Here is an 11,874-nt window from a genome sequence, read left to right on the forward strand (position 1 = left end):
GCTCCTGCCGGCCGGGCCCGCGTGCCCCGGGAGGGCTCAGGCCTCCTTGGCCCCGGCCGGGTCGCCTGCCCGCACCGCCGACGCCGCGGCCTGCAGGGAGCGCAGGGCGAGCAGCAGCACACCGACGTCGTCCAGGTACACCGGGTCCGGGACCAGGTCCACCGGCGAGACCGTGTAGACGACGGCGAGCCAGAACAGCGCCTTGTCGCGCAGCGGAATCCCCGCGTCGAGCAGCAGGCGCCGCGTCCTGAAGACGCGCACGAGCAGCACGGCGGCCGCGGCGGCCAGCCCGAGGGCGAGCACCGCGGCGAGCATCAGCCAGACCGAAGCGTCCATGACCCCTCTATACCCCGTCCTCCCGGCACCGTCCCCTCGGGCCCTCAGCCCTGCGCGCGCAGGCGGTCGCCGACCTCGCCCAGGCCTGCGGCGATCGCGTCGAGCTGCTCGGGGGTGAGGACGTCGATGAGTGCCTCCCGGACCGCGGTCACGTGCCCGGGGGCGGCCTCCTCCAGGCGGGCGAGGCCCGCCTCCGTCAGCACGGCGAATACGCCCCGCACGTCCGAGGGGCAGCTGCGGCGCCGGACCAGTCCGGCCTTCTCCAGCTGGGTGACCTGATAGGTCAGCCCGCTCTTCGAATTGATCAGCCCATTGGCCAGTTCCGTCATCCGCAGCTCCCGGTCGGGGGCCGCGGAGAGCCGCACGAGTATCTCGTACTGCGGGTGCGAGAGCCCGGAATCGTCCTTGAGCTGCTGGTCGAGATGCCGGTTCACCAGGGCCGATGCAGCCAGGAAGGCCCTCCACGCGCGCATCTCGCGATCGTCCAGCCATCTCGTTCCAGCCATGCACCCACCCTACAACGGGTTGTTCCAATTTGAATCAGTGGTCTAGTGTCAACTACGTTCGAATTTGAACTACTCCCTCTCCGCCGAGGGCAGCCGACCGGAAGGACCCCCATGACCAGCCCCTCCGTCACCACGACGAAGCCGCAGGCCGCCGCACCGGCCGCCGCCCCCCTCGCCCTGTCCGCTCCCACCCACGACACCGGCCTCCTGCTGCTGCGCATCGTCCTCGGACTCACCATGGCGGCGCACGGCAGCCAGAAGCTCTTCGGCTGGTTCGGTGGCGGCGGCATCGGGGGCACCGGGAAGTTCTTCACCGCCAGCGGCTACCCCGCCGGTGAGGCCATGGCCGTCGTCGCAGGCCTGACCGAGACCCTCGGCGGCCTCGGCCTCGCCGTCGGCCTGCTCACCCCGCTCGCCGGTGCCGCCGTCGTCGGCACCATGATCAACGCGATCGCCGTGCACGGCACCGGCTCGTTCTTCGCCCAGAACGGAGGAATCGAGTACGAGGTCCTCCTGACCGCCGGCGCCGCCGCCCTCACCCTCACCGGCCCCGGCCGGTACGCCGCCGACCGCATGCTGCCCGTGCTGCGCAGCCACCGCCTGGCCCACGGCGCCCTCGCCCTCGCCCTCGGCGTCGTCCTCGCCGTCCTCACGCTCCTCGTCCGCAAGTAGCGCACCCGGCCCGGCCGACGGGCCGCCGGACCCTCCCGGCGGCCCGCCCCCGCCGCCGCCCCCGCAGCCCGCCCGAGCGCGGCAGCGACGGGTCGCGGCACGGGCGGCCCCGGCTGCGGAGCTGATTGGGCCGCGTCATTCGCGGGAAAAGCGCACGAATGACGCAACGCATCGAGGACTACGCCGTCATCGGCGACCTGATGACCTGCGGGCTCGTCGGCCGCGACGGGTCCGTCGACTGGCTCTGCCTACCGCGCTTCGACTCGGCCGCCTGCTTCGCCGCCCTCCTCGGCGACCGCGAGAACGGCCACTGGCGCATCGCCCCGGCCGATGCCGCCGAGGACGAGCAGTGCACCCGGCGTGCCTACGTCGACGGCACCCTCGTCCTGGAAACCCACTGGGACACCGGGGACGGCGGGTCCGTCAAGGTCGTCGACTTCATGCCGCAGCGCGACGCCGCCCCCGACGTGATGCGCATCGTCGAGGGAGTCTCCGGCCGCGTCACCATGCGCAGCGTCCTGCGCCTGCGCTTCGACTACGGGCACGTCGTGCCCTGGGTCCGCCGCTGCGGCGGCAACGAGCGCGTCGCCGTCGCCGGACCCGACTCCGCCTGGTTGCGCAGCGAACCCCCCGTACCCACCTGGGGCCACGCCAAGAGCACCCGCTCCGAGTTCACCGTCGCCGCGGGCGAACGCGTCGCCTTCGTCCTCACCTGGCACCCCTCGCACCACGCACGCCCCGAGCGCGTCGACCCGTACGAGGCGCTGGAACACACCGTCACCGACTGGCGGGACTGGGCCGACCAGTGCTGCTACGAAGGCCCCTACCGGGAGGCGGTCACCCGCTCCCTCATCACCCTCAAAGCCCTCACCTACGCCCCCACCGGCGGCATCGCCGCGGCCGCCACCACCTCCCTCCCCGAGGAGCTCGGCGGCGTCCGCAACTGGGACTACCGCTACTGCTGGCTGCGCGACTCCACGCTCACCCTCGGCTCCCTGCTCTCCACCGGCTTCCTCGACGAGGCCCGCGCCTGGCGCGAATGGCTGCTGCGCGCCATCGCCGGCGACCCCGCCGGCCTGCAGATCATGTACGGGATCGGCGGCGAGCGGCGGATCCCCGAGGCCGAGCTGCCCTGGCTGCGCGGCTACGCGGGCTCAGCCCCCGTCCGGGTCGGCAACGCGGCCGTCGACCAGCTCCAGCTCGACGTGTACGGGGAGGTCCTCGACAGCCTCCACGTGGCCCGCTCGGCCGGCCTGCCCGCCGAGCGGCACGGCTGGCGGATCCAGCTCGCCCTCCTCGACTTCCTGGAGCAGAACTGGCACCGCCCCGACGAGGGCCTATGGGAAGTGCGCGGCCCCCGCCGCCACTTCGTCCACTCCAAGGTGATGGCGTGGGTCGCCGCAGACCGGGCCGTACGCACCCTGGAGGGCGACCCTTCACAGCAGGGCGACCTGGCGCGCTTCCGGGCCATGCGCGACGCCGTCCACGCCGACGTCTGCGAGAAGGGCTTCGACCCCGAGCGCAACACCTTCACCCAGTACTACGGCTCCCGCGAACTGGACGCGGCCACCCTCCTCATCCCCAGGGTCGGCTTCCTACCGCCCGACGACCCGCGCGTGATCGGCACCGTGGACGCGGTCCGCGCCGAACTCGGCAGCAGCGGCCTGGTCCGCCGCTACAGCACCGAAGGCCCGTCCGTGGACGGGCTGCCCGGGGGCGAGGGCGCCTTCCTCGCCTGCTCGTTCTGGCTCGCCGACGCCCTGCACATGACCGGCCGTGAGGAGGAGGCCCGGGAACTGTTCGAGCGACTGCTGGCCGTCCGCAACGACGTCGGACTGCTCGCCGAGGAGTACGACCCGTCCGCCGACCGCCAGCTCGGCAACTTCCCGCAGGCCTTCAGTCACATCGGCCTCGTGAACACCGCCCTCACCCTCGGCTTCGACGGAGGACGCCCCGCACGACCCCGTCCCCGGTGATCGGCGTACGGCCCCGCGCCCGCCTCACTCCGCCGCTTCCCCGGCGCCGGCCGTACGGGCGGCCAACAGTAGGGCGATGTCGTCCGGCCGCTCGGCGCTGCCCCCCGCCTCGGCCACCAACCGGTCCGCCGTCTCCGCCAGCGGGGACGGCCGGGCCGCCGCCAGCTCCGACCGCAGCCGCTCCACCCCGGTGTCGAAGTCCGTCCCCGGCTTCTCCACCAGCCCGTCCGTGTACAGCGCGAACACCGCCCCCTCCTCAAGCCGGAGCTGCGCCACCGGATACACCGCGTCCGCATCGACCCCCAGCACCACCCCGCCCGGCAGGTCCAGCACCTCGGTCCGCCCGCCGGGATGGCGCAGCAGCGGCTGCGGATGCCCCGCCCGCACCGCCAGCGCACGGCCCGACTCCGGGTCGAGGGCCACGTAGCAGCAGCTCGCGAACTGCCCGGGGTCCAGGTCGATCAGCAGCCGGTTCGTGCCGGCCACCACCTGCTCCGGGGCGTTCCCGCTGAGTGCGAACGCCCGTACCGCGCTGCGCAGCTGGCCCATGGTGGCCGCGGCCGCCACCCCGTGCCCCTGCACGTCCCCGATGACCAGGGCCAGCAGACCCGTACCCGTCTCGATCACGTCGTACCAGTCGCCGCCCACGTCCATCCCGACCGTGCCCGGCAGGTAGCGGCCCACCGTCACCACGTTCTGCCGCACCGGCAGCCGGTGCGGCAGCAGCGCCGACTGCAGCCCCCGCGCCAGCGCCGCCTCCGAGTCGTACCGTTGGGCGCGCTCCAGGGCCTGAGCGATCAGCCCCGCCAGCGCCGTCAGCACCGTACGCTCCTCCGGGCTGAACCCGCGCGGAGCGTCGAAGCCGAGGATGCACGAGCCCACCGGCCGGCCCGAGGCGATCAGCGGCAGGAAGGCGCGCGCCCCGACGTGCGCGTCCAGCGGGATCCCCGGGTACGCGGCCGCCAGGTGCTCCATCGACTCGAAGAACATCGGCCGGCCCGTGGTCAAGGTCTCCACGCCCGGCAGCGGGACGTCGAGCCCCACCCCGTCGAACCGGTCGAGGAAGCCCTGGGGGAAGCCCGTCTCCCACGCCAGGTACAGATGCCGCTCGCTGAGCAGGTAGATCGCCAGCTGGCGGCCGCCGAAAGCGGGCAGGAGCTCCTGCGTCACCACCGCCGACACCTGCCGGGCCGTCACCGCCTCCGTCAGCGCGATCGCCAGTGCCACCGGCCGGTACTGCGCCGGGGCGGCCCGGTCGGCGGCGCTGCCCAGCCCCGACCCGGGCCGGACGGCCGACTCGGGCGCGGACGCGGGCTGCTCGGCCGTGCCGATCACCACGGTCACCCCGTCGGCTGCGGGGTACAGGTCCACCGCCACCCACTCCCCGGACACCTGCCGGCCGCGCCGGGCCGCGAAGCGCACCGGGTCCCCCGACATGAAGACCGCCCGGAAGCGGTCCTCGTACGCGGGGAGCCCGAGCCACGGCACCGCCTCCCACAGCACCCGCCCGCGCAGCTCCGGCCCGCCCAGGCCGAAGCGGGCGGCGGCAGCGTTGACGTGGCGGATCCTGCCGCCGCGGTCCACCGACACCACCGCCTGCGTGAGCCGGTCCAGGGCCTCACGGGCGCCGTGCGCCCGCCCGGGCGCCGGAACCAGCACCGGATCACCGCACCAGGCCACCGGCTCCCCGGCCGCCTCCAGCAGTGCGAGCTGCGCCGCCAGCTCGTCCGCGACCGCCCGGAGCCGCTTCCCCTCGCCGGACCCCACACCGACGCCCGGAGTCGCGGGCCGCAGCACGAACAGCACCCCGAACCGCTCCGGACCGGCGCCCACCGGCTCGTACAGCGACCCGAACGGGAACGGGAACCCGGCCATCAGCTGCGGAAAGCGCCGCATGGCCGACTCCGCGTCCGGCAGATGGACGGACCGGCCGCTGCGGTAGGCCTCCGCCACCGGGAACGGGCGGTTCACGTGCATCCGCCACCACGGCCGGTACAAGGGCCCCGGCAGTCCCGTCAGCACGGCCAGCAACAGCAGCCCCGCCGTCCCCGAGCGCAGGTACACCCCGGCCGCGAACCCGTCGACGGCCTGCACTGCCTCGCCCGCCGCCCGTGCCAGCACCCGGGCCGTGGCGTCGCGGGCGGAGCCGCTGTCCGGTCTCGCCGTCACACAGTCAGCATGCCCCCGGCGCGTGCGGAGCTGCATCCCGGCGACGGGGCCCGCCGGCAGCCCCCCGGGAGGTCAGGCCGCAGCCTGCGCGCCCCCCTCGCTCCGGCCCTCCCCCAGCTGCTCCGGCGTCGGGCGCAGGGCGGACGCGGCGACATGGCCTGCGCGACGAGCACGCAGGCGTACTGCGGGTGGTCGGCAGCGTCGGCTCCTTCTCCGCCTCCCCGTTCATCCTGCGTGAGAGCGACCTCGTCGGCCTGGTCACCACCCAGGCCGGGCCGCTCGCCTCCGCGCTCGGGCTGAAGACCTTCGAGCTGCCGCTCGACCTGCCCGTACTCCCGTTCGACATCGCCTGGCACCCGCGCCACGACGCCGGTCCCGCCCACGCCTGGCTGCGCCGCTGTGCCCGCGAGATCCTCCCCGGCCGCCGGCCGGCCGACCCGGTGCCCGCCCCGGTACCTGAACCGGCCCGTGCCCCGGCACCCGTCCCCGCGGAGCCCGGACGCCGTACGCACTGACCCGAACGCCGACCCGTCCGGGGGAGGGGCCCGCATCCGCGCCGCCGCCCGTCGCGCCCCGGGGCACGATACGCACGCGTCCCGCACGCGTCCCACCCCGCCCGCCCCGGAAGGCAGAACATGCGGTTCCAGTACGACACCATCGGCGAGCGCTTCGTGGAGTCCAAGACCACTGCGGCGTTCTCGGCGGCCGACACCCACACCCTGCTGGGGGCGCTCGACGCGCTCGGCGGGGTGCGCGGACTCGACACCCTCGACCTGGCCTGCGGCTACGGCCACAACACCAGGCTGCTGGCCCGCGGCGGCGCCCGCCGCACCGTCGGTGTCGACATCTCCGAGGAGATGATCCGCCTGGCCCGCACCCACGACACCGCCACCATCGAGTACGTCGTCGCCGACGCCGCCGAACTGCCGCGGATGGGCCCCTTCGACCTCGCCACCGCCGTGCACCTCTTCAACCACGCGCCCGACCGGTACGCCCTGCACGCCATGTTCCGCTCCATCCGCGCCAACCTGCGCGAAGGCGGCCGCCTGCTGGCCATCGTCCTCAACGCGGGCGCGTACCCGCACGTCGACTGGTCGCCCTACGGCGTCCGGATCGTCGAGCGCGTACCGGAAGGCGACGCACCGTTGCTGAAGGCGCAGCTCCTCACCGAGCCCGCGATCGACTTCGAATACCGCGAATGGGCGCACTCCGACTTCGCCGAAGCGGCCGTCGAGGCGGGTTTCAGCACCGTCGCCTGGCAGCCCAACCGCACCCCGCCCGCGGACGCGGCACGCGACGAGGCCTACTGGACCGGCTACCGCGCCTGGCCCATCAGCTCACTGATGACGTGCACGGCCTGATGCTGACGGCCTGCTGCTGTCCACGCCCCGGCACGTGCGGGCCCGACCCGGACAGCCCGGCGCGTCCGCGCGGAGGGTCGACTGCCCGTCCACCGCGCTCGGCGCCGGCCGCCACGCCCCGGGCGGCACGCCCGGGCGCCGACGGTCACTCCTCCGTCGCCGCTGCCCTGATCAGCTCCACGATCCGGTCCCGGGCGGCCCGCCCCTCCGGGACCGGGAGCAGCGGGTACACGTGCGGCAGCCCCGGCTCCTCGTGGAACTCCACCTCCGACCCCACCTCGCGCGCCCGGCGCAGCAGCTCCCGGCTGTCGGGGCTCAGGACGTCCCGGGTGCCCGTGAACACCGTCATCGGCGCGAGGCCCGTGAACGAGCCGCGCAGCGGGCTCACCTGCGGGTCGTCGGCCGCCAGGGTGCCCGCGTACAGCCGGCCCGCCTCCAGCAGGCCCGGCCGCGCCAGCACCGGATCGTCGGCCTCCAGGGCCGGCTGGTCGGGGTGGCTCATGGTGAGGTCCAGCCAGGGAGAGATCAGTACGATCCGGGACGGCTGGGCCCCCGTACGGTCGCGTAGCCGCTGCGCGGCCGCCAGCGCCAGACCGGCCCCCGCGGAATCCCCGATGAGCACCGTGCCGCCGGCCCCGCCGCCCTCGATCAAGCCGCTGAGCAGGTCCGCGGCCACCGGAACCGTCCGATCCGCGGTGCCCCGCGGCGCGAGTATGTACGCCGGTACGACCACCCGGGCCTGCGCCTGCGTCACCAGCGTCCGGATCATCGTCCAGTGAGGCCGGACCAGCTCGTGGATGTACCCGCCGCCGTGCACGTACAGCACCCGGGCGGTCGGCTCCGCCCCGCGCGGCGACACTTCGTACACCGGCCACGCCCCCACGAAGGTGCGCGACACCTCCGCGACGCGCCCCAGCGACCGCGGCGGCAGGTGCGACGCCGGCCGGCGAGCCGACTCGGCCACCCGCGCGTGCACCGCCTCCGCGCTCGCGAACCGTCTTCGCCGCCCCGCCGCGATCAGCGCGACCGACAGCGCCCTGCTGCGCAGACTCGGCACGCTCGGCACCTCCCCGTTCCCTTCCCCGACTGATGGCCCATTGCCCAGGCCACAGCCCTGTACGGAAGGAGCATAGGCGTGAAGCCCGGCTCGTGAAGCTGGGCTGTCGACCCGCTTAAGAAAACCTCGATGGACTGATCACCACGAGGTCGGCAGATTGGGTCTCATCGATACACCGCACCAGCCCCTGTGGCCGCGGTGCCCTCTGTACATGCCTGGAGCCACACCATGAAGGCACTCGTCAAGCACAAAGCCGAACCCGGGCTGTGGCTGATGGACGTACCGGAGCCGGAGTACGGCCCCGGTGACGTGCTGATCAAGGTGCTGCGCACGGGCATCTGCGGCACCGACCTGCACATCCGCTCCTGGGACGGCTGGGCGCAGGGCGCCGTCAAGACCCCGCTCGTCCTCGGCCACGAGTTCGTGGGCGAGGTCGCCGCGGTCGGCGGCGACGTCGACGACATCGAGGTCGGCGCGCTCGTCAGCGGCGAGGGCCACCTCGTCTGCGGCAAGTGCCGCAACTGCCTGGCCGGCCGCCGTCACCTGTGCCGCAGCACGGTCGGGCTCGGCGTCGGGCGCGACGGCGCCTTCGCCGAGTACGTGGTCCTGCCCGCACAGAACGTGTGGGTGCACCGCACCACCGTGGACCTGGACGTCGCGGCGATCTTCGACCCGTTCGGCAACGCGGTCCACACCGCCCTGTCCTTCCCGCTGGTCGGCGAGGACGTGCTGATCACGGGCGCAGGCCCGATCGGCATCATGGCCGCGGCCGTCGCCCGGCACGCCGGCGCGCGCAACGTCGTCATCACCGACGTCAGCCCGGAGCGCCTGGAGATCGCCCGCAAGGCGGGCGCCACCCTCGCGCTCGACGTCTCGAACGCGACGATCGCCGATGCGCAGGCGCAGCTGGGGCTGCGCGAGGGCTTCGACGTCGGCCTGGAGATGTCCGGCCGCCCCGAGGCGATGCGCGACATGATCGACAACATGACGCACGGCGGCAAGATCGCCATGCTCGGCCTGCCCGCGCAGGAGTTCCCGGTCGACTGGGCGAAGATCGTCACTTCGATGATCACGGTCAAGGGCATCTACGGCCGCGAGATGTTCGAGACCTGGTACGCGATGACGGTGTTGCTGGAGGGCGGGCTCGACCTCAGCCCGGTCATCACCGGCCGCTACTCGCACCGCGACTTCGAGGCCGCGTTCGACGAGGCCGCCACGGCCCGCAGCGGCAAGATCATCCTGGACTGGACGGCGTGACCCTTCCCCCTGGAACGGGGGCGTTCCGGGACGGCCTAACCCGTCGTTCCGGGACGGCGTGACCCCCCTTCGTTCCAGGACGGGATAACCGTTCCTTCCCTTCGTAGACCATTCCCCTCCGGCCGGGCCCCGCCCACCCTCCCCCCTCCGCGGGGCCCGGCCCCTTTCTTCGTCTCCCTCCGCCGCGCGAGGAGAAAGAGAGCACCGCAGCATGTTCGAGACCGTCCGCGAAGACCTTCGCGCCACCCTCGACGAGATCCGCTCCGCCGGCCTGCACAAGCCCGAGCGCGTCATCGGCACCCCGCAGAGCGCGGCCGTCGCCGTGACCGCCGGCGGCACCCCCGGCGAGGTCCTCAACTTCTGCGCCAACAACTACCTCGGCCTCGCCGACCACCCCGAGGTCATCGCCGCCGCCAAGGACGCCCTCGACCGCTGGGGCTACGGCATGGCCTCCGTCCGCTTCATCTGCGGAACGCAGGAGGTGCACAAGGAACTGGAGGCCCGCCTGTCCTCCTTCCTCGGCCAGGAGGACACGATCCTCTACTCCTCCTGCTTCGACGCCAACGGCGGCGTCTTCGAGACCCTCCTCGGCGCCGAGGACGCGGTCATCTCCGACGCCCTCAACCACGCCTCGATCATCGACGGCATCCGCCTTTCCAAGGCCCGCCGCTTCCGCTACGCCAACCGCGACATGGCCGAGCTGGAGGCGCGCCTGAAGGAGGCCACCGAGGGCGGCGCCCGCCGCAAGCTGATCGTCACCGACGGCGTCTTCTCCATGGACGGCTACGTCGCCCCCCTGACCGAAATCTGCGACCTCGCCGACCGCTACGACGCCATGGTCATGGTCGACGACTCCCACGCCGTCGGCTTCGTCGGCCCCGGCGGCCGCGGCACCCCCGAGCTCCACGGCGTCATGGACCGCGTCGACGTCATCACCGGCACCCTCGGCAAGGCCCTCGGCGGCGCGTCCGGCGGCTACGTCGCGGCCCGCGCCGAGATCGTCGAGCTGCTGCGCCAGCGCTCGCGCCCGTACCTCTTCTCGAACTCGCTGGCCCCGGTCATCGCGGCCGCCTCCCTCAAGGTCCTCGACCTGCTGGAGTCGGCGGGCGACCTGCGCGAGCGCCTCGCAGCCAACACCGCCCTCTTCCGCACGAAGATGACCGAGGCCGGCTTCGAGATCCTCCCCGGCGACCACGCCATCGCCCCGGTGATGATCGGTGATGCGGCGGAGGCAGGCCGCATGGCGGAGCTGCTCCTGGAGCGCGGGGTGTACGTGATCGGCTTCTCGTACCCGGTCGTGCCGATGGGCCAGGCCCGGATCCGCGTGCAGCTCTCCGCCGCCCACTCCACGGCCGACGTGGAGCGCGCCGTCGCCGCCTTCATCGACGCGCGCGCTGCGCTCGCCGCCGAGTAGGGCCGGCAGCAGGTGCCGGGGAGGCTTCGCCCGTCAGCGGGTGTCGGGGAGGCTTCGCCCGGCAGTACGTGCGGGGCAGGCCTGACAACATGCGCTGACCAGGGCTGACATCATGGAGGGGTGATCGACCCCCGCCGGCTGCGCATCCTGCGAGCCGTGGCGGACCACCGTACGGTGACCGCCGCGGCCGCAGCCCTGTACCTCACCCCCTCCGCCGTCTCCCAGCAGCTCGCGGCGCTGGAGCAGGAGACCGGCCACGCGCTCCTCACCCGCAGCGGGCGGGGCGTCCGGCTGACGGCCGCCGGCGAGATCCTGCTCGTGCACGCCCACGAGGTCCTGGCCCAGCTGGAACGCGCCGAAGCCGAGCTCGCCGCCTACGCGGGAGGCACGGCCGGCGAGGTCACCGTAGCCGCTTTCGCCACGGGCATCGCCGAGGTGCTCGCTCCCGCGATCGCCGGCCTCGCCCGCGAGCACCCCGGGATCCGGTTGCGCGTGCGCGACGCGGAGGGCGACGAGAGCCTGCCCATGCTGCTCGACGGCGAAGCCGACCTCGCCCTGGCCGTGGAGTACCGGGGCGCACCGGGCGCCGACGACGGCCGGCTCTCGGTCGTACCGCTGTACGCCGAACCCTTCGACGCGGTGCTCCCGTCCGGGCATCCGCTGGCCGACCAGCCCGAGGTGGCACTGGCGGACCTCTCGGGCTCGGACTGGGTGGGGCAGTACCCGGGGAACCCGTGCCACGACGTGACCCTGCTCGCCTGTGAGCTGGCGGGGTTCCAGCCGCGCTTCCGGCACTCGTCCGACGATTTCCGGGCCGTGACGGCGCTGGTGGGTGCGGGCGCGGGCGTGGCCCTGGTCCCGCGTTCGGCGCTGCGCGGCATGGACCTCAAGGAGGTCCAGGTCCGCCCCGTCGCGGGCCCGGCGGCGACCCGCCGCGTCTTCGCCGCGACCCGCCGCGGCGCGGAATCCCACCCGCTGATCGCCCCGGTCCTGGCGGCGCTGTCACGCGAGGCGAACCGGCTGCCGGCGCACTAGGTGTATTGCCCAGTGAGGTTGGGGACGCGGCTGGCGGGTGGTTTGCCTGCGAGCGCGGTGTGTCCGCGGTGGTGATTGTAGGAGTGCAGCC

General features: G+C 73.7%; 11 protein-coding genes. 7 read left to right on the forward strand and 4 right to left on the reverse strand.

The genetic code is table 11. From position 1 onward, the window contains the following. Positions 1-36: 36 nt before the first annotated feature. Positions 37-336: a YkvA family protein gene (locus ACFV7Q_RS18065; RefSeq protein WP_385429433.1), complete on the reverse strand. Its 300-nt coding sequence runs from the start codon at positions 334-336 to the stop codon at positions 37-39. Between the two features lie 44 nt (positions 337-380). Then, positions 381-842, reverse strand: coding sequence for a MarR family winged helix-turn-helix transcriptional regulator (locus tag ACFV7Q_RS18070; RefSeq protein WP_385429434.1), 462 nt, complete (start codon positions 840-842; stop codon positions 381-383). Positions 843-953: 111 nt separating this feature from the next. Between ACFV7Q_RS18070 and ACFV7Q_RS18075 the strand changes: the two genes are divergently transcribed. Together ACFV7Q_RS18075 and ACFV7Q_RS18080 are read left to right on the forward strand one after the other, a co-directional pair. Further along, entirely contained in the window at positions 954-1,514 is a 561-nt protein-coding gene (locus ACFV7Q_RS18075) for a DoxX family protein (protein WP_385429436.1), read from the forward strand. Positions 1,515-1,672: 158 nt separating this feature from the next. After that, the gene (locus ACFV7Q_RS18080) at positions 1,673-3,490 is read left to right on the forward strand and encodes a glycoside hydrolase family 15 protein (RefSeq protein WP_385429437.1); all 1,818 of its coding nucleotides are present in this window, start codon (positions 1,673-1,675) and stop codon (positions 3,488-3,490) included. 24 nt (positions 3,491-3,514) lie between these two features. On the opposite strand, the gene ACFV7Q_RS18085 is transcribed toward ACFV7Q_RS18080, so the two are convergent. Then, positions 3,515-5,695 (reverse strand): SpoIIE family protein phosphatase, encoded by a 2,181-nt coding sequence (locus ACFV7Q_RS18085; RefSeq protein ID WP_385429439.1) that lies wholly within the window; start codon positions 5,693-5,695, stop codon positions 3,515-3,517. 152 nt (positions 5,696-5,847) lie between these two features. Here ACFV7Q_RS18085 and ACFV7Q_RS18090 point away from each other — a divergent pair, with 152 nt between their 5' ends. Both ACFV7Q_RS18090 and ACFV7Q_RS18095 read left to right on the forward strand, forming a co-directional pair. Further along, entirely contained in the window at positions 5,848-6,174 is a 327-nt protein-coding gene (locus ACFV7Q_RS18090; RefSeq protein WP_385429441.1) for a hypothetical protein, read from the forward strand. A gap of 120 nt (positions 6,175-6,294) precedes the next feature. After that, a complete protein-coding gene (locus ACFV7Q_RS18095; protein ID WP_385429443.1) occupies positions 6,295-7,020 on the forward strand; it encodes a class I SAM-dependent methyltransferase in 726 nt (241 codons plus the stop codon). A gap of 145 nt (positions 7,021-7,165) precedes the next feature. Here the strand turns inward: ACFV7Q_RS18095 and ACFV7Q_RS18100 are convergent, their stop codons facing one another. Continuing rightward, a complete protein-coding gene (locus tag ACFV7Q_RS18100; protein ID WP_385429444.1) occupies positions 7,166-8,077 on the reverse strand; it encodes an alpha/beta hydrolase fold domain-containing protein in 912 nt (303 codons plus the stop codon). Positions 8,078-8,305: 228 nt separating this feature from the next. On the opposite strand from ACFV7Q_RS18100, the gene tdh reads away from it, so the two are divergent. The 3 genes from tdh to ACFV7Q_RS18115 all read left to right on the forward strand — a co-directional run bounded on the left by tdh (position 8,306) and on the right by ACFV7Q_RS18115 (position 11,783). Then, positions 8,306-9,334 carry an L-threonine 3-dehydrogenase gene (tdh, locus tag ACFV7Q_RS18105; RefSeq protein ID WP_385429446.1) on the forward strand — a complete coding sequence of 343 codons (1,029 nt, stop codon included), beginning with the start codon at positions 8,306-8,308 and terminating at the stop codon, positions 9,332-9,334. 211 nt (positions 9,335-9,545) lie between these two features. Continuing rightward, on the forward strand, positions 9,546-10,748 hold the full coding sequence (locus ACFV7Q_RS18110; protein ID WP_385429448.1) for a glycine C-acetyltransferase: 1,203 nt from the start codon (positions 9,546-9,548) through the stop codon (positions 10,746-10,748). 120 nt (positions 10,749-10,868) lie between these two features. Then, a complete protein-coding gene (locus ACFV7Q_RS18115) occupies positions 10,869-11,783 on the forward strand; it encodes a LysR substrate-binding domain-containing protein (RefSeq protein ID WP_385429450.1) in 915 nt (304 codons plus the stop codon). Positions 11,784-11,874: the final 91 nt, after the last annotated feature.

The organism is Streptomyces sp. NPDC059851 (assembly GCF_042732005.1).
In the GTDB taxonomy this organism is placed as follows: domain Bacteria; phylum Actinomycetota; class Actinomycetes; order Streptomycetales; family Streptomycetaceae; genus Streptomyces.

Bases quoted from the DNA above. Each gene is read 5' to 3' on its own strand.
- ACFV7Q_RS18065 (WP_385429433.1), bottom strand. From the start codon at position 336: ATGGACGCTTCGGTCTGGCTGATGCTCGCCGCGGTGCTCGCCCTCGGG.
- ACFV7Q_RS18070 (WP_385429434.1), bottom strand. From the start codon at position 842: ATGGCTGGAACGAGATGGCTGGACGATCGCGAGATGCGCGCGTGGAGG.
- ACFV7Q_RS18075 (WP_385429436.1), top strand. From the start codon at position 954: ATGACCAGCCCCTCCGTCACCACGACGAAGCCGCAGGCCGCCGCACCG.
- ACFV7Q_RS18080 (WP_385429437.1), top strand. From the start codon at position 1,673: ATGACGCAACGCATCGAGGACTACGCCGTCATCGGCGACCTGATGACC.
- ACFV7Q_RS18085 (WP_385429439.1), bottom strand. From the start codon at position 5,695: ATGCAGCTCCGCACGCGCCGGGGGCATGCTGACTGTGTGACGGCGAGA.
- ACFV7Q_RS18095 (WP_385429443.1), top strand. From the start codon at position 6,295: ATGCGGTTCCAGTACGACACCATCGGCGAGCGCTTCGTGGAGTCCAAG.
- tdh (WP_385429446.1), top strand. From the start codon at position 8,306: ATGAAGGCACTCGTCAAGCACAAAGCCGAACCCGGGCTGTGGCTGATG.
- ACFV7Q_RS18110 (WP_385429448.1), top strand. From the start codon at position 9,546: ATGTTCGAGACCGTCCGCGAAGACCTTCGCGCCACCCTCGACGAGATC.